General features: G+C 58.1%; 14 protein-coding genes. 5 read left to right on the top strand and 9 right to left on the bottom strand.

The window, feature by feature from the left end:
* Positions 1–36 precede the first annotated feature (36 nt).
* Together B0G73_RS31655 and B0G73_RS31660 are read left to right on the top strand one after the other, a co-directional pair.
* On the top strand, positions 37–1,398 hold the full coding sequence (locus B0G73_RS31655; protein ID WP_106285081.1) for an ABC transporter substrate-binding protein: 1,362 nt from the start codon (positions 37–39) through the stop codon (positions 1,396–1,398).
* 2 nt (positions 1,399–1,400) lie between these two features.
* The gene (locus tag B0G73_RS31660) at positions 1,401–2,234 is read left to right on the top strand and encodes an ABC transporter ATP-binding protein (protein WP_106285082.1); all 834 of its coding nucleotides are present in this window, start codon (positions 1,401–1,403) and stop codon (positions 2,232–2,234) included.
* A 15-nt stretch (positions 2,235–2,249) separates the two neighbouring features.
* Here B0G73_RS31660 and B0G73_RS31665 read toward each other — a convergent pair whose 3' ends face one another.
* Genes B0G73_RS31665 through B0G73_RS31675 form a run of 3 tightly spaced genes read right to left on the bottom strand, consistent with a single transcriptional unit; the run spans position 2,250 to position 4,720 of the window.
* A complete protein-coding gene (locus B0G73_RS31665) occupies positions 2,250–2,456 on the bottom strand; it encodes an aldo/keto reductase (RefSeq protein WP_106285083.1) in 207 nt (68 codons plus the stop codon).
* A gap of 35 nt (positions 2,457–2,491) precedes the next feature.
* Positions 2,492–3,358 (bottom strand): NmrA family NAD(P)-binding protein, encoded by an 867-nt coding sequence (locus tag B0G73_RS31670; protein ID WP_106285084.1) that lies wholly within the window; start codon positions 3,356–3,358, stop codon positions 2,492–2,494.
* Positions 3,359–3,406: 48 nt separating this feature from the next.
* Positions 3,407–4,720 carry a serine hydrolase gene (locus tag B0G73_RS31675; RefSeq protein ID WP_106285085.1) on the bottom strand — a complete coding sequence of 438 codons (1,314 nt, stop codon included), beginning with the start codon at positions 4,718–4,720 and terminating at the stop codon, positions 3,407–3,409.
* 353 nt (positions 4,721–5,073) lie between these two features.
* On the opposite strand from B0G73_RS31675, the gene B0G73_RS31680 reads away from it, so the two are divergent.
* Complete coding sequence (locus B0G73_RS31680; protein ID WP_106285086.1) at positions 5,074–5,988, top strand: LysR family transcriptional regulator; 915 nt, start codon at positions 5,074–5,076, stop codon at positions 5,986–5,988.
* Between the two features lie 46 nt (positions 5,989–6,034).
* On the opposite strand, the gene B0G73_RS31685 is transcribed toward B0G73_RS31680, so the two are convergent.
* From B0G73_RS31685 to B0G73_RS31700, 4 genes are all read right to left on the bottom strand, one after another.
* Complete coding sequence (locus B0G73_RS31685) at positions 6,035–6,928, bottom strand: NAD(P)-dependent oxidoreductase (RefSeq protein ID WP_106285087.1); 894 nt, start codon at positions 6,926–6,928, stop codon at positions 6,035–6,037.
* Between the two features lie 55 nt (positions 6,929–6,983).
* The gene (locus B0G73_RS31690; protein WP_106285088.1) at positions 6,984–7,964 is read right to left on the bottom strand and encodes a D-2-hydroxyacid dehydrogenase; all 981 of its coding nucleotides are present in this window, start codon (positions 7,962–7,964) and stop codon (positions 6,984–6,986) included.
* Positions 7,964–9,196 carry an alpha-hydroxy acid oxidase gene (locus B0G73_RS31695; RefSeq protein WP_106285089.1) on the bottom strand — a complete coding sequence of 411 codons (1,233 nt, stop codon included), beginning with the start codon at positions 9,194–9,196 and terminating at the stop codon, positions 7,964–7,966. Before B0G73_RS31695 ends, B0G73_RS31690 begins: the two co-directional genes overlap by 1 nt.
* Positions 9,197–9,260: 64 nt before the next feature.
* Positions 9,261–11,048: an IlvD/Edd family dehydratase gene (locus tag B0G73_RS31700; protein ID WP_106285090.1), complete on the bottom strand. Its 1,788-nt coding sequence runs from the start codon at positions 11,046–11,048 to the stop codon at positions 9,261–9,263.
* A gap of 536 nt (positions 11,049–11,584) precedes the next feature.
* Between B0G73_RS31700 and B0G73_RS31705 the strand changes: the two genes are divergently transcribed.
* Both B0G73_RS31705 and B0G73_RS31710 read left to right on the top strand, forming a co-directional pair.
* Positions 11,585–12,664, top strand: a complete 1,080-nt coding sequence (locus B0G73_RS31705) for a porin (RefSeq protein WP_106285091.1) — start codon at positions 11,585–11,587, stop codon at positions 12,662–12,664.
* Positions 12,665–12,712: 48 nt separating this feature from the next.
* Complete coding sequence (locus B0G73_RS31710) at positions 12,713–14,014, top strand: MFS transporter (RefSeq protein ID WP_258194027.1); 1,302 nt, start codon at positions 12,713–12,715, stop codon at positions 14,012–14,014.
* A 143-nt stretch (positions 14,015–14,157) separates the two neighbouring features.
* Here B0G73_RS31710 and B0G73_RS31715 read toward each other — a convergent pair whose 3' ends face one another.
* Positions 14,158–15,303, bottom strand: a complete 1,146-nt coding sequence (locus B0G73_RS31715; RefSeq protein ID WP_106285093.1) for a porin — start codon at positions 15,301–15,303, stop codon at positions 14,158–14,160.
* 132 nt (positions 15,304–15,435) lie between these two features.
* On the bottom strand, positions 15,436–16,578 hold the full coding sequence (locus tag B0G73_RS31720; RefSeq protein WP_106285094.1) for a branched-chain amino acid ABC transporter substrate-binding protein: 1,143 nt from the start codon (positions 16,576–16,578) through the stop codon (positions 15,436–15,438).
* Between the last annotated feature and the right edge of the window lie 177 nt (positions 16,579–16,755).

Consider the following 16,755-nt stretch of genomic DNA (forward strand, 5'->3'; position numbering starts at 1 on the left):
TTAATCTATCGCTTATCCATTCAAGGTCCATCCAGTATGAATTTCATCGACTCCTTCAAAAGGCGCGGGGCGGTCTCGTGCGTCGCCGCTGCCGCGAGCCTGGCGCTTGCACTGGGCGCCGCGTTTTCGCCCACCGCTCACGCCGCGGGCGAAGAATACTTCCCACTGCAAAGCTACCGGGTCGGGCCGTATGCGGCGGGCGGCAGCGGTTTCTTCGGCGGCTTTATCGATTATATGAACCTCATCAATAAGCGCGACGGCGGCGTCAATGGGGTCAAGCTGACGTGGAGCGAATGCGAAACCGAATACGTCGTGGAAAAAGGCGTGGAATGCTACGAGCGGCTCAAGAGCGGCCTGAACGGCGCGCCGGCGGCAGCGACCAATCCGCTCTCGGTCGGGATCGCCTATGCGACGCTCGACCGTTCGACCGCCGACAAGATCCCGCTGGTCACGATCAATCACGGCCGCACGGATTCCACGGACGGCGCAGTATTTCCGTACGTGTTCCCGCTTCAACTCAATCCGTATAGCGAAGTCTCGGCGATCGTCAATTACATAGGCCAGCAGTCAGGCGGAGCGAATCAGTTGAAGGGAAAGAAGATCGTGGTGCTCTACCATGGTTCTCCTTATGGCCGCGAGACAATTCCGGTGCTCGATGCACTCGCTAAAAAGTACGGCTTCGAACTCACGCAGATCGAAGTCCCGCACCCGGGTAACGAGCAGGGCTCGCAGTGGCTCACCATCCACCGGATCAATCCGGACTGGGTGATTCTGCGCGGCTGGGGCGTGATGAATCCGGTCGCGTTGAAGTCGGCGCAGAAGGTGGGCTTTCCGGCGAATCACATCATCGGGAACATCTGGAGTAATTCGGAGGAGGATGCGCGTCCGGCAGGCGACGCCGCGAAGGGATTCATTTCGATTACCACCCATCCGTCCGGAACCGACTTTCCGGTACTTCAGGCGATCAATCAAGATGTGATCAAGCCCGGTAACGGCAACCTGAAGGACCCCGCGCGCTTCGGCACGGTGTATTACAACTTGGGCGTCGTCAACGGCATTCTCAATGTCGAAGCGTTGCGCGTGGCTCAGGCCAGGTTCGGCGATAAGCCGCTTACGGGCGAACAGGTGCGCTGGGGGTTCGAGCATTTGAATCTCGACGACGCGCGTCTTAAACAACTGGGCGCGTACGGTCTGGTTCAACCGCTGAAACTCTCCTGCTCCGATCACGAAGGCGGTGGCGCCGTCCGCTTCCAGCAATGGGACGGCCAGCAATGGAAAGTGATTAGCGGCTGGGTTCAGGCGGATCGCGCACTGTTGCGCCCGATCATCGAGAAATCGGCGAACGCGTATGCCAGGGAAAAGGGCATTACGCCGCGCGATTGCAGCAAGGACCTCTGAGCATGAGCGCCGCCCCGATCCTGCAGGTCGAAGACATCGCCGTGACCTATAGCCAGCTCATTCCGGCATTGCGTGGCGTTTCGCTGACCGTGCCGTCCGGCTCCATCGTCGCTCTGCTGGGCGGCAATGGCGCGGGCAAGACGACCACGCTGAAGGCCGTCTCGAATCTTATTCGCGCCGAGCGAGGCGAGCTTACGGCGGGCCGCATCGTGTATCGCGGCGATGCGACTACCGATGTGGAACCGTGGACGCTTGCCGAACGTGGACTCGTCCAGGTGCTGGAGGGACGGCGTTGCTTTGCGCGTTTGTCGGTCGAAGACAATCTGCGGCTCGGCGCGTTCGTGCGACGGCCTGACCGCGCCGATCTTGAAGCAGATCTCGAACGCATCTACCGGATCTTCCCGCGGCTCAAGGAGCGTCGTAAAACGCTTGCAGGCTATGCGTCCGGCGGAGAACAGCAGATGGTTGCGATCGGCCGCGCGCTGATGGCGCGGCCTTCGCTCGTGTTGCTCGACGAACCTTCAATGGGACTGGCCCCGCAAGTCGTCGAAGAGATCTTCGAGACCGTGGCTGCACTCAATCGCGACGACGGCGTCAGCTTCCTGCTAGCGGAGCAGAATGCGGCGATCACGTTGCGGTATGCGCAGTTCGGGTATGTACTCGAAGGCGGCCGGGTGGTCGGGAAAGGCAACGCACAAACGTTGCTGCAGCTCGACACCCTGCGGGATGCATATCTGGGAAGTGGCAAGGCTGGTATTGACGGACGGACGCGAAAGTCACATCGTTCGCGAGGTCAGCGTGAGCATAGGAAACTCACCGGAACCGCTTTCCGATAGCCAGATGTGCAGGAACTAGTCCTTGTCGTGGAACTGCTGCATCCAGTACGGATACGGAAGTTGCGGCTGCGAAACCTGATCCAGCCTTTCGATCTGCGGGGAAGTCAATGCGATTCGCTGAGCGTCGAGATTGGCAGTCAATTGTGCGGACGTGCGCGCGTCGATAATCACGGAACAGACTTCGCGGCGCTGGAGAATCCGGGCTAGCGCGACCTGGGCCACGCGAAATTCTGGGCGCGTGGCCTGGTGCGCCGGCTTTACTGCGCTTGTGAGACGAGCGTCCGCAGAACGGTCTCCAGTTCCACTTCGCCCTTCACAATGTCAGCCTCTTCGCCTTCGAAGGCGATCCAGCCTTCGTTGAACCCGTCGAGCATGCGAATGCGCGGCATGGGTTCTTTCATGCCCTGGGAGCGGAACAGCGCCTCCCACGTGTCACGCTCGACAACTTCCGCGACGACGGCACGGCCGAGAATCCGGGCAAACGTGTCGGCGATTTCGCTTGGCGTGACACGCTGCGGTCCTTCCAGTTCGACGACACGCACGCCGCTCCACGACTGCGGAAGGAGTTGCGCGGCGACCCGGCCGACGTCCGCGGTCGCAACCATCGGCACGGCTTTATCGAGCGGTTGCAGAAAGCTGGCGATCATCCCCTGGTTCTGCGCCGTGGCCACGTCCCATGCCGCGTTTTCCATGAACCAGCCCGGGCGCAGAAATGTCACGGGCATCGGCAGGACGCGAAGTGCCTGCTCCATGAGCGTGCGCTGCGTCAGTAGATTGGTCTCGCGAGCCTGCGCGCCGATCGTCGACAGACAGACGACTTTCTCCGGCCGCGCGGCCTGCAGCGCGGTGCTCACGGCATCGATAACCACGCGCGCCTCGGGAAAGCCCGGCATCGGATCGAACTCGGACGGCGGCAGAATGAACACGCCCTGCGCACCATTGAACGCCGCAGTCAGCGACGCCGCGTCGTCCATATCGGCTTTCACGATTTCACAGCCTCGCGCGGCCCATTCATTTGCCCGCGCGGGATCGCGTACCACGGCGCGTACTGTCTGGCCTGCGGCGAGTAGCGTGCGTGCTACTGCGCCGCCAACTTTTCCTGTTATTCCTGTGATTGCGTACATTGCTGTGCTCCTTGCTTGAATAGGTGTGTGACGCGCCGTGAGTGGCGCTCAGGCGTGTTGCAGGCCGTGATACAGCCCTTGCTCGAACTGTCCGTATAGATCCACCACACGCGCGTCGTAGAACGGCAGGACCTGTGTGAACAGCGAACCGGCCACCTTCCTGACCGGATCGACCCAGAAATAGCTGTTCAACAGTCCCGCCCAACTGATGCTTCCGGCGCTGCGGCCATGAGGACCCGGTTGCGTGTTGATGTCGAAAGAGAGTCCCCACTTGTGAGGCATTCCGGGAAACTGGTCGAAGCTGTTGGACCATGCCGGCTGCGCCGTTTTCATCTCGGTTACCTGAAGATCTCCGATGTGGTTCTGGAACATTGCCGCCACGGTGTCGGCACGCAGAATCCGCTCGCCGCGATAGGTCCCGCCGTTGACCAGCATCTGCAGCAACGCCATGTAATCGCGTGGCGTGCTGAATGCACCGCCGCCGCCCATGAAGAACTCGGGCCGCTGATTGATCTCGAACGGTGCGGGCTTGAGCGATCCGTCGGCTTGCCGGTTGTGCATCGTAGCCACGCGCTGTTTCTGCGCTCCGCTAATCAGAAAACCCGAATTGCTCATACCGAGCGGTGCAAAAATGTGCTCACGGAAATAGACCTCCAGCGACTGATCGCTCACAGCCTCGACCAGCTTGCCCACCCAGTCCATGCTGATACCGTACTGCCAACGCTCACCCGGTTCGAATTCCAGCGGCGCCTTGAACGCACCGTTCATCGAGTAGCCGATATCCGGCATGCCCGTCACCTTTTCGTACCGGCTAAGGTTCTCGCTCCAGATGCTGTATGTGAAGCCCGACGTGTGAGTCAGCAGATGACGCACAGTTAGCGTGTTTTTTGCCGGACGTAATTTGGGTTGTCCGGCTGCATCGAAACCGTCCAGCACGTGCGGCGATTTCAGTTCCGGAAGGATGTCGCCGGCCGGCTGGTCGAGCCGGATCTTGCCCTGCTCAATGAGCTGCATGCAGGCTGTTGCCGTGATCGCCTTGGTCATGGATAGCAGCCAGAACACCGTGTCGGGTGTCATCGCCGTACCGGCCTGGGGATTGGCATGGCCCGACGCGCCCTCGTAAATAAGACCGCGCTGCGTGGCGCCGATTGCCACTACACCGGCTACGGTGCCGTTGTCCACAGCCTGCCGCAGGGCAAGGTCGAGCGAGGCAAAAGCCGGGTTGTGGGCCACCACGCGACTACGCGCCTGAGGGGCTTCCGCGGCCTCTGCCTGGATGCCGGTCAATCCGCCTACCGCGGTGACGGCCAACAGGCCGGATGCTCGCTTCAACAGATCGCGGCGGGTAAATTGAACGGTCATCTCCTACTCCTGGAAACTGGCTTGAACAATGATGGATATGACGCTCAGAAGCACGTCATGCATGGGTCACCAGGCTGGGAACCTGCTGTGGGTTGCATTGTGGATAGAAGCGATGGGAAACTAAATGACATGAGTGGCACTTATAAAGTGACTAATAGTTACTAATAGCTGTAGCGCGACTTCTGGCGCACCAAGCAAAGGCGATCCGTTCATCGCCATGGCGCGTGCTGAATCAGATGCTAAGATCGCAACGTGGCCTTTGATCGCGGGTGCCGGACCGAAGTCGTCTTGCGTGCCATGTTGGCATTCGACCGAATGACTTCCGACCATTAAATGATCAGGATGCAGCCCCCATGAGTCCGCCCACCGAGAATCTCTCCAGTGGTATCAGCGTATTTGCCGCCGTGGTCGATGCGGGGACATTCGCCGCCGCCGCGGAACTGATCGACATGTCACCGCCCGGCGTGAGCCGCGCAATCGCCAGACTCGAAAAACGCCTGAAAATACGGCTCTTCAATCGAACCACCCGCGCTGTTTCGCTGACTGAAGAGGGCCGGCGGTTCTATGAGCAGGTCATGCCGCACTTGAGAGGAATGGAGGAAGCGGCGGCGGCCGCGGCGGGAGACGGCGCGATAGTACGCGGGAAGCTGCGTATCAATCTCGATCCGGTTTTTTCGCACATCCTTCTCGGCGCGAAACTCGACGCGTTTATGGACTCGCATCCAGAAATCGAACTCGAATTCATTGCGAGAGATCAGCTTGGCGATCTGATCGTGGACGGCTTCGATCTGGCTTTACGATTCGGCGAGCCGCGCTCATCGAGCCTGATTGCGCGAAAGCTGCTTGATACCGCGGTTGTCACCGTCGCATCGCCCGCGTACCTCGCGAGCCGGGGGCGGCCCACAGAACCGCAGGAACTGGGCCGCGGCGTGCACAGGTGCCTCGAATTCCGCAACCCGGAGACAGGGAAACCCTATCGGTGGGAGTTTCATCGCAAGCGCAAAAAGCTGATTGTCGAGACGAACGGGCGGCTTACGGTGAATGATCCGAGCGCGCTGCTCAATGCGTGTCTGGCTGGTTCCGGCGTCGCGCAGATGCTGCTGCTCGGCGCTGAGCATCTGATCCGCGAGGGGCGGCTCGTCAACCTGTTTCCCGACTGGCCGGACGAGCGCTTCTCGCTGTATGCGTATCATCCATCAAGGCATCATGTACCGGCCCGGACGCGCGCTTTCCTTGACTTCATCATCGCTTTGACGAGTACGGGCTAGGAAATCGAGATTCCGTCTATAGTGACTGCAGCTTCTGACTACAAAGTCACGCCAGTTTCACCTTCACAATGTGTGAGATATCGAAGTCGCCAAGGCCTTCATCAACTGCTTGTTGGAGCCACTCCCGCACGCGGCGAGCAATCGGCAGCGCTACACCGCTTTCGCATGCGAGCGACTCCACAGCATTAAGGTCTTTCAACATCGTCCGGATAGATCCGGACGGCGTCTGTGGCGGGACAACCATACGTGGCTGCAAAGTTTGCAGAAGAATGGAATCGGCCCAACCTCCCGCAAGTGCCGCGGGTAGGCGAAACGCATCGACGCCCGCATGCTCTGCGAGCCGGGTTGCCTCGGCAATAGCAGCAATGGTTGTCATGACGATAACCTGGTTAGCAAGCTTGGTTGCCTGGCCGGCACCCAATTCACCCATGCGCGTCAGGTTAGCTGAATAAACCGCAATGAGCGGCGCCACGTGGTCGACTAAAGTCGAGCGCCCTCCTGCAGTTACAGCAAGCGTGCCCGCTATGGCACCCGCCGTGCCGCCAGATACTGGCGCGTCGACCCAGTGCCCCCCAGTAGCCTCATGCCATCGCGCCGCGAACGAGCGCGTCTGCGCCGGTGTAATGGTCGAATGGTCTACTACAACAATGCCATTCTTGCCGGCACCTTCGATCAGCCCTTCCGGTCCGAATACGACCTTTTCAACCGCATGACCGTCCACGAGGCACAACATTACGACATTGGCTTGCCCGGCGAGCTCCGCCGGCGACGCAAAGGCTTTGCATTGCCCCGGCTGCGCGATTTCTAGCCCTTGCGCTTTCTGCATGGAACGATTCCACACCGCAACCTGCCGTCCGCTATCGAGCAAGCGTTGTGTCATAGGCAAGCCCATCTTCCCGAGACCACAAAATCCAACACGTGGCGATTCCAACTCCCACATACCCGTACTCCCTTCTGTTTCTCAACGTTAGCTTTGGCACGCTTAGTCACCAAGCCTATTTGTTTTGCCGCGAACCCGTCGTTATATCGATCTGGTTGGGCATCGGCAGGCCCTTGTCGAATGCGGTCAGGTTGTCGAAAAGAATGCGAAGCGTGAGGGTGTTGTAACTCAAGGGGTCATCCGCTGACACATGTGGCGTGACAACAAGGTTTGGTGTGCGCCAGACGCGTGAATCTTCCGATAATGGCTCGTGTTCAAAAACATCCAGCACCGCGCCCCCTACTTTCCCACAATCGAGAAGATCGCATAGCGCGTCTTCATCCAGTACTGAGCCGCGACCGATATTTACTATGCCAGCACCGCGCGGAAGTAGTTCAAGACGCCGCCTGTCGAGCAGATGTCGGGTCGAATTGCCTCCGGGGAGTGACAGTACCAAATAGTCGCTGTGCGGCAGAACCCTATCGATCTGCTCAACGCCGACGACCTCCACACATGCCGGATGAGCCCCAGGCCGCGAGCGCACACCGGTAACGTGCATGCCAAGTGCCGATGCAATTTCCGCACACCGCGCACCAATCGCGCCCAGTCCCACAACCGTGAGCCGATTGTTCGCCAGTGTTCTAACCGACGCGGGCCGCCATTGACCAAGACTCTGTGCAGCGAAGAACTGTGGCATCCGGTTCGCCAGCATCAATAGCCCCATCAAAGCGAACTCACTCGCCTTCACTGAATGAGCGCCGCTGTTATTGAGCAGCACGACGCCCGGTGGCAGCCAGTCAAAAGGAGCAAGCATGTCGACGCCCGCAGAGGAGACGGAAACAATTTTCAACTTTGGTGCATTGATGGGAAGCAGTGCGCGTAACCCACGGGTCGCGACGAGCAGCCCTTCGATTTCCGACTCTATCGCCCGCAGGTCGTCCGACGTACAACCAAAGCTAACGTCGTGACCGCTGTTCTGTCCAAACACGGCATTCCATTGCTCACGCGTAAACGGCCCCGCAGGGTCGGCCGGGAAGCTTTGTACATGCACCCGCATCAAATTTTCTCCTTACACGAAACCTGCGGCTCGAACGAGTTGTCTGATGCACTCGCTCGCGCTACGCTCGACAGCGAGTCCGATGTCAGTGCGGAAAGGCTCTGCACGCCGAGCTGCGCGAGTCCCACACGAATTTCTTCCTTCAGCATGTCCACAGCCGCACGCACTCCGCGTTCTCCGTACGCTGCAACTGGAAGTGCGAAGGAGCGGGCCGAGAAACAAAGGTCTGCTCCAAGCGCGCATGCTTTCAAGACGTCTTCGCCGGTACGCACACCGCCATCGAGAAAGACGGCAGTGTCGCGCCCTACCGCGCGCCGGATTGCCGGCAGTGCATCGAGAGAGGCAATGGCTCCTTCGAGTTGACGGCCTCCATGGTTCGATACCCAGATTCCGTCGGCGCCGAGCGCGACACTCCGCGCCGCATCATCGGGATGAAGGATTCCCTTGATGACAAGTTTTCCCGGCCACATGGCACGTACTTTTTCCAGGTCGTCCCATTCGAGTCCCACCTTCATCACCGAGGCAATGTGTCGGCTCGCTGCACCGACGTCATCCGATCCGGCATGCGGTGCGTAGTTCTCAAGCTTCGGTACGCCGTGACACAGCATTCCGAGAGCCCATTGAGGATGACGCATTACATCGGTCAGAAGCGCCGACGTCCAACGTAACGGTAGAGTGACACCATCTCGGATAGCACTGTTGCGCCGTCCGGCAACCGGAACATCTACGGTCAGTACAAGGACCGCCACGCCACAGCCCGCGACGCGGCTGAGAACTTCTGCGTTCCGACGGTTATCACGCAACAGGTAAAGTTGATACCAGCTCACGTCGGGCGCCACTTTCGTGATTCGCTCAATGGACGTCGATGCCGCAGTACTCAGAACGAAGGGGAAGTTTCCTGCCTGCGCGGCTTGCGCAAGCAAAAGGTCCGTCCCGGGATAGAAGAGATTCGCCAGCCCCATCGGAGCGACGCCGAAAGGTGATGCATACGAATGCCCGAAGACAGTGGCGGTCTGATCAGTCGATGCGGGGGCAAATCGCCGGGATACGAAAAATCTGCGACGGAACGCGGCTTCGTTCTCGGCTACACCGGAATCATTGCCCGCACCGCCGGCAAGTGTGTTGAAAGCGAATGCAGGCAAGCGCTTTCTGGCTGGCTCCACGAAGTCCCCGATGGTGGCCTTCCCCGGAATGATCGTGTGGCCATATGTCACTTCGCCGCTGGTTTTCATTTTTCGATGACCCGGTGAATGGAATATCTGGCCAAGGCGGCCGAGACGATCGAATTGGCACGGATCAGTGGTTGTCCCTCGGAATACCGTGCACTTCGGCAACGCGCTGGTACTTCACCGAAAAATCCAGGCAGGCGCCATCTTCAAGCTGCCCAACATAGCGACGGTGAAGTTCTTGCCACGGCGTTTGGTTGACGAACTCACAGGCTTTCCATTCCCGACGGCGCCGGTCAAGCTCTTCTTCCGGAACCAGCATGTCGGCACGCCGGCGAGTCAAGTCGAAGCGAACGCGATCGCCCGTCTGCAGAATAGCCAGCCCGCCGCCAATTGCCGACTCGGGAGACGCATTCAGGATGGACGGACTTGCGGAAGTACCCGACTGCCTTCCGTCTCCCACACACGGGAGCAGCGTCACGCCTCGCTTGATGAGCTCGGACGGGGGAATCATGTTCACTACCTCCGCAGCACCCGGGTAACCGACGGGCCCCGCGCCACGGATAAACAGGATGCAATTTTCATCGATTTCCAGTGCCGGGTCGTCAATCCGGTCGTGGTAATCCTCCGGCCCCTCGAACACGATGGCCCGCCCCTCGAATGCGCCGGGGTCGGCGGGATTCTCGAGATATTTGCGGCGGAAGTCGTCCGAAATGACCGACGTCTTCATTACTGCGGAATCGAAGAGATTGCCGCCAAGCACAGCAAACCCTGCTTCGCTTTTCAATGGCGACGTATAGGGCCGGATAACGTCAGCGTCGGTAGCAGGGCTGCCTCCATAGCACTGCGCGAGGGTCATGCCCGAGACAGTTCGAACGTCTCCATGCAGCTTTTCGGCTTTAAGTAACTCGTGTACTACCGCTGCCACACCACCTGCACGGTGGAATTCCTCGCCCAGGTATTTGCCTGCAGGCATGCAGTTAACCAGGAGCGGGATCTCATATCCGAGCCGGTCCCAATCGCGAATGTCGAGATCGACGCCGATGTGACGCGCAATTGCATTGATGTGCGGTGGACAGTTGGTTGATGCACCAATGGCGCTCGCGACCACAATCGCGTTCTCGAACGCTTCCCGAGTGAGAAGCGACGAGGGCCGCACATCATCATGAACCAGTTGGACAATCTGGCGCCCCGTCTGGTACGCCATCTGCCCTCGTTCCCGATATGGCGCGGGAATGGTCCCGCAGCCGGGGAGAGACATGCCCAGTGCTTCCGCGAGGCTATTCATCGAGAGCGCCGTCCCCATGGAATTGCAGTGCCCGATGGAAGGCGCCGAGTTCGCCACACAGGAGAGAAATTCGTCGTAGTTCATACGGCCTGCCGCAAGCTCGCTGCGGGCATGCCAGATAATCGTGCCGGAGCCGGCTCGTTCGCCGTTGTACCAGGCATTGAGCATCGGGCCGCCAGAGAGCACGATCGAGGGGATGTCTACCGTCGCCGCGCCCATAAGCATCGCAGGGGTCGTCTTGTCGCAACCGGTGGTTAGCACCACACCGTCGAACGGATATCCGTACAACGCCTCAACGAGTCCAAGGTACGCAAGGTTGCGGTCGAGGGATGCTGTCGGTCGCCTTACCGTCTCCTGGATAGGATGGACCGGAAATTCAATCGGAATGCCGCCCGCGTCGCCGATGCCGTCCTTGACCCGCTGAGCCAGCTCCATGTGATGGCGATTGCAAGGCGAAAGATCACTCCCGGTCTGCGCGATACCGATAACGGGACGCTCGCTTTTCAGCTCATCCAGGGTCAGCCCATAGTTCATGAAGCGTTCGAGATACAACGCAGTCATGGTCGGGTTGTCGTTATTGTTAAACCAGGCTCTTGAACGAAGGGGCTTCCTGTCTCGATGCTTGCTCATTGAAGGTCAGACCGTTTTGGTGATGTGGGTTCCGCCGCTGTGAACTGCGCAACCGCAAATCCGCAGACAACCAGGCGCTACAGAATTTCTACCCCATTCGAAATAATTGTTCATCGAACTATAAAATATCAAATGTAACCAGCACATCGCGTTCGTTTGATGGGGCACCTAAAAACATCCGAAGGCCGAAAATTTCGGACTTCGCTGGAACAGAATAAGGACTTCGGCGCTTGATATCGAATTACTTTTTCCTCCGAAAACATTACCGCTCCCTCATGTTCATCCCCGTCCTCTGACGCTCTTTCCTCGCTGCGGGCCGCTGGCGTCCCCTTCAGCCAGCGGCAGACATGCACACCGCTCACACTTCGCGCTTGGTCTACAAATTCGCGCAACACCTGTCCGTATTTGTTCCGGGTTGCATTGCTTAATTTGTCACCGTATAACCGCCAATTGTACGGTGATCAATATTTAAACGATCTCCGTACAACGTTTATAAACCATCGGCATCGTTTGCCAGAACATCTACGGAGAGGTTCATGCGATTGAAGTTGAGCGGTGCGGGATTGATCCTGGCGTACGCGGGCGTCGCACACGCCCAATCCAGTGTGACGCTGTATGGAGTTATCGACGACGGTCTGACGTATGTGTCTAACCAGAGTGGCCACTCGGCCTGGCGAATGGATGACAGCATCAGTCAGGGGAACCGTTTCGGCTTTAAAGGAACCGAAGACCTCGGGAGTGGGCTTTCGGCACTGTTCAACCTCGAGAGCGGCTTCAATCCGAACACGGGTGCGTCTCGACAAGGCGGACTGTTATTCGGGCGCCAGGCGTGGGTCGGACTCTCCGATTCCCGTTTTGGCACAGTGAAGTTCGGTCGGACGTACGACCAGATGACACTCACTTTGATTCAGTATCACGTTGGCTACTACGTCGGCATCTATGCGTTCGACCAGGGCGACGCCGACCGCATCTCAGGGGAATGGCTCAACAACCTCGTGACCTACTCCAGTCCGGTGATCGGCGGCTTCAAGTTCGGCGCTCAATACAGCCTCAGTTCGCCAGGGGTGCCCTCGACCTCATTGGGACCGGCCTACAGTCTCGGCGCGTCCTACGATCATGGACCCTTCTCCGTTGGTGCGGCCATGACAAGCATTCATGGGTATTCCATAAACCCTGGCGGGATGGGTATTCCGGTTTTTCTTAACACCAACACGGGATTCGCTTCGAAAAGCGTAGTGGTAGACCGTTATCGCACAGCCGGAATTGGCAGTTCCTACACCTTCGGCAGCCTTGGGATCGCAGCTGTCTACGCAAATACCCGCTTCCAGACGCTCGGACACGCCAACACGCTCCAAAGCATCAACGCGAATGTTCATTACTTCATCCTGCCTGCGGTGCAGGCGACCGGTGGGTACGGATACTCGCGCTTCACGACATACAACTGGAACGAATTCAATCTGGCCCTCGACTATTTACTGTCAAAGCGGACCGACATTATCACGAGCGCGGACTACCAGAAGGCAAATGGTGGCGCCCGAGCCGATCTCGTCACTCTGCCGGTTTCCGGAGACGACAAGCAGCTCGTTCTTCGCATCGCGATGCGCCATAAATTCTAATTCTCTGTTCAGGTCTGCGCAAAAATGAACCCAAAAATGGAAGGGAAAATGGATTCAAACACCTACCCGGATCGCGTATCCGCCCCCTCAATGCAAAGCACGGCAAAAGCCGAGCAACGACGCGCCGCGGCCGCCGGCATGGTCGGCTACATCCTCGAGTGGTTCGATTTTGGAATCTACGGCTTTCTTGCTCCCATCATCGCGCAGAATTTCTTCCCAGCGCATGACAGCGTCACGTCGCTGCTGGTGGCCTTTGCGGTCTTCGGCGTGGGTTGTGTCGCCAGGCCAATTGGTAGCGTAGTGCTGGGACGAATCGCCGACGTGAAAGGACGACACGGCGCACTTGCGACGACCATGATCCTCATGGCCGCGAGCACTGTCATGATGGGATTGCTTCCAACCTATTCACAAATTGGAATCGCCGCACCAATCCTGCTTGTTGCCGCCCGGTTGCTGCAAGGCTTTGCAGCCGGCGGCGAATGGGGTACAGCCGCAGCTTTTCTCGTTGAGTGGGGCGGCTCCAATCGTCGCGGTTTTCTTGGGGCATTCCAGCAGTCCAGCATTGCCGCAGGCCTGATGCTGGCGTCGTTTGTGGCAGCCGTTCTCAGCACATTTATTGGCCACGACGGTCTAACCGCCTGGGGATGGAGAATTCCGTTTATTCTTGGAATTGTTCTCGGGCCAATTGGCTTTTACGTTCGTCGCAACGTGAAAGAGTCGCCGATGTTTATCAAAGCGGCTCAAAGCACAGAAAAGATTTCCAGCGTTCTCTTCTGGAAATCCGTGCTGCACGGCTTCTGCTTCCTCGTGCTCTGGTTTGTCAGCTCGTATATGGTGTGCGTCTACATGCCTTCATTTGCAGCACGTTACGCACATATCGGCGAGACCGCATCGCTCTGGGCCGGCTCCCTGTCTCTCGCGGCAGTTGCGGTATTGACTCCACTCGCCGGCCTCCTGTCAGACCGGATTGGACGCAAACCACTCTTGCTGGGAAGTTGCCTGTTCTTCGTTATCTTCTCTTATCCGGCGTACAGACTGATTGTTGGGGGCATTGGCATGGGTAACTACATGTTGATACAAATGCTCCTCACGCTGGCCTTCATTCTCTTTTCGGGGTGCGGCCCGGCGGCTCTCGCAGAAATGTTTCCGACGAAAGTCCGCTCCTTGGGCGTGTCGATTGGCGGAGGCGTCGCTTCTATTCTCGGTGGGTTCACACCATTCCTCACAACGTGGACAATTTCTCTCACAGGTTCCAGCGCCAGTGCTGGCTGGTTGCTTGCAGGCAGCGCTGCGCTGACATTGCCGGTAGTTATCCTGATGCGGGATCGCTCAAAGCAAGTAGAAATTTGAAGTGGGACAAGCCGGAAGGAGATCAACATGCCCGTGTTCAAGCACGCATCACGTTAGCAGATTGGTGCGGGGGAGTATGTATATCCGTAGCAGCCGGCGAACTAGTTGCCGGCTGCAGGCTGCAGGCTGCAGGCTGCGTAGTGTCAGAACTTGTGGCGCAGTGCGACGCGTACGACAACCTGATTGCCGCCGCTCGATACACCATCAGCGCCCGGAATATAGGCAACGTCTAATACCGTGCCGGTGCGATCACCACCAACATGCTGATAGACACTCTGGACGTAGACGTCCGTGCGCTTGGACAGAAGGTAATCTCCCATCAAGCCGACGCTTTGATAGCTGGGGTTCAACTGCCCACCGCTTGAATTGAAGTCGGTACGCGTATACACGTACATCGCACCAACGTAGAAAGCAGGCGTGAACTGATACTTTCCGTTCACCTCGAAATTCTGGAATCTCAGGCTGGAGAGCGTACCCGAGGCCGGCGTAATAGCACCGACGTATCCGGAACTCACAGGGCGTCGTACGTAGCTGTTAGTGTAGGCGAAACCGACGTTTGCGAGCCCGAAGGTGTAGCTTGCACCTGCACCAAATACACGTAGCGCGTTAGCGACAAAATTTTCATCGCCACCATTATTTATCGCGCCGCCAGCAGTAGCGGACGGGTTGTTCGCCTGCAAGTAGGCCGCCGCGAGAACGAGGCCGCCTACCGTGTATGTTGCGCCGGCACTGTATTGCCGATTGTTCGCGAAGCCGGTGTCGTTACTGAAGCTATATGTGCCGCCAAACTGCAGACCACCAAAAAGCGGGCTGGTGTATTTGACGGTGTTGTTGACGCGAAACGTATTGTCAGTGTTGTCGCTATCGTACGGATGGGAGAATAAATAACCGGCCCAGTTACCGTTCGCCGTTACCGGACCAAGATAGTCTACAACCGAGTCGTACTGGCGACCGAGCGTAACCGTGCCAAGGCTGTCGGAGGTAAGACCAACGTACGCCTGGCGGCCGAACATCAGTCCACCCTGACCGAGGCGACCATTGTTGAGGTTGAAACCGTTCTCGAGTTGAAAAACGGCTCGCAGGCCGCCACCCAGATCCTCCGTTCCCTTAAGACCCCAGCGGCTCCCCTGCGCGAAGCCGCTCTGCAGTTCGTACACTTTACTGCCGGAAACATTGTTGGTGTAGTCGAAACCCTCGTCGATAACGCCGTAAAGCGTCACTGAACCCTGTGCCATTGCCGAGGTTGCGAGTGCGGATACCATCAAGGCGGGAATGATTCGCTTGTTCATATTTTTCTCCAAACCTGCTTTTTTATTTGTGAGTCACTGCCGGACAGCGGACGTGACCGGGCCTCACAGTGAAGTGATAAATCAGGCCTCAGCGAGACCCGAATTTTCAATCAGGGGCAGAGGCCGCCGTGTTCAGGGCGTCATGGTGGTCAGCAACGTCTTCTTGCCGTCCTTATAGCCGTACAGCGTCAGACGGGGGCTTCTTACGTCGCCTTTGTCGTCAAATTGAATTTGACCGGTGAGACCTTGATAGTCGGTCGTACGCGCGGCAGCGAGAATTTTCGCGTGGTCTGTGCTGCCGCTCTTTTTCATCGCGTCGACGGTAACCATCACGGCGTCGTACGCATACGGCGCGTAGATCTGAACCGGCATCCCAAAGCGTTCCTGATATTCTTTCTCAAAGGCCGGACCAGCCGTCATCCGCGCAAGCGGCAGACCCGCAATACTGCAGACGAGACGGTCGACTGCCGGGCCGGCAAGAGAGATGACTTCTTCGGAACAGGTCCCGTCTCCCCCGAGCACCTTGGCATTCAGGCCGAGTTGTGCAACCTGTTTGATGAAAGGGCCCGCAGTCGCATCCATGCCGCCGTAGAAGATGACGTCGGGAGATTGGCCCTTGATTTTGGTTATAACGCCTTTGAAGTCGATGGTCTTATCGTTTGTAGCCTCGCGCGCTACGATCGTCGCACCACCCGATTTGACTGCACTGGAAAACTGATCCGCAAGACCCTGACCATATGCGGTGCTATCGTCGACTATAGCCACCTTCTTTGCCTTCAGTGTTCCCAGTGCATAGTGCGCGAGAACAGGACTTTGCTGCGCGTCCGTTGCTACCAGACGGTATGTCGTGTTGAAACCCTGCTGCGTGAACTTTGGATTAGTGGAATCGGGCGAGATCTGCAAAATCTGTGCATCGTGGTAGATATGTGATGCAGCAATGGATACGCCGGAATTCAAATGCCCCACCACGGCTACGACACCATCGTCGACAAGCCGCTGTGCGACCTGCGTACCCTGACGCGGGTCTGCCTGATCATCGACGGCATCGAGTTCAAGCTTGATCTTCTTTCCATTAATGACAAGGCCGCGGCGATTCACATCCTCCACCGCGAGGCGAGCGCCGTTCTCGTTTTCCTTGCCGAGATTCGCAATTGCACCGGTAGTCGGCGCCGCACTGCCAATTTTTATGACGGCGACATCGTCCGCGGCAAACGCAGCATTGCATGCAGCAGATAACGCTGCAACTGCGAAACCATGTTTCAGATAACTATTCATAATCCCCTCATCTCCTGATATCCCTGAAGCCATTAAAGCGTCATTCGGCATGGGCCAAAACCGAGCGTTTAACGACTGACTAGGTTGCTCCGGCTGCCCGCAGTGCCTGATTTACTGGTCTCATCAAGAGTGCATGCGGCAACGCACACACCTCAGTCAGGCCCGACGAAAATCGCA

The organism is Paraburkholderia sp. BL25I1N1 (assembly GCF_003002025.1).
GTDB lineage: Bacteria > Pseudomonadota > Gammaproteobacteria > Burkholderiales > Burkholderiaceae > Paraburkholderia.

Coding starts and splice junctions, on each gene's coding strand:
- B0G73_RS31680 (WP_106285086.1), top strand. CDS start 5,074: ATGAGTCCGCCCACCGAGAATCTCTCCAGTGGTATCAGCGTATTTGCC.
- B0G73_RS31710 (WP_258194027.1), top strand. CDS start 12,713: ATGGATTCAAACACCTACCCGGATCGCGTATCCGCCCCCTCAATGCAA.
- B0G73_RS31720 (WP_106285094.1), bottom strand. CDS start 16,578: ATGAATAGTTATCTGAAACATGGTTTCGCAGTTGCAGCGTTATCTGCT.
- B0G73_RS31705 (WP_106285091.1), top strand. CDS start 11,585: ATGCGATTGAAGTTGAGCGGTGCGGGATTGATCCTGGCGTACGCGGGC.
- B0G73_RS31685 (WP_106285087.1), bottom strand. CDS start 6,928: ATGTGGGAGTTGGAATCGCCACGTGTTGGATTTTGTGGTCTCGGGAAG.
- B0G73_RS31695 (WP_106285089.1), bottom strand. CDS start 9,196: ATGAAAACCAGCGGCGAAGTGACATATGGCCACACGATCATTCCGGGG.
- B0G73_RS31715 (WP_106285093.1), bottom strand. CDS start 15,303: ATGAACAAGCGAATCATTCCCGCCTTGATGGTATCCGCACTCGCAACC.
- B0G73_RS31670 (WP_106285084.1), bottom strand. CDS start 3,358: ATGTACGCAATCACAGGAATAACAGGAAAAGTTGGCGGCGCAGTAGCA.
- B0G73_RS31690 (WP_106285088.1), bottom strand. CDS start 7,964: ATGCGGGTGCATGTACAAAGCTTCCCGGCCGACCCTGCGGGGCCGTTT.
- B0G73_RS31655 (WP_106285081.1), top strand. CDS start 37: ATGAATTTCATCGACTCCTTCAAAAGGCGCGGGGCGGTCTCGTGCGTC.
- B0G73_RS31700 (WP_106285090.1), bottom strand. CDS start 11,048: ATGAGCAAGCATCGAGACAGGAAGCCCCTTCGTTCAAGAGCCTGGTTT.
- B0G73_RS31660 (WP_106285082.1), top strand. CDS start 1,401: ATGAGCGCCGCCCCGATCCTGCAGGTCGAAGACATCGCCGTGACCTAT.
- B0G73_RS31675 (WP_106285085.1), bottom strand. CDS start 4,720: ATGACCGTTCAATTTACCCGCCGCGATCTGTTGAAGCGAGCATCCGGC.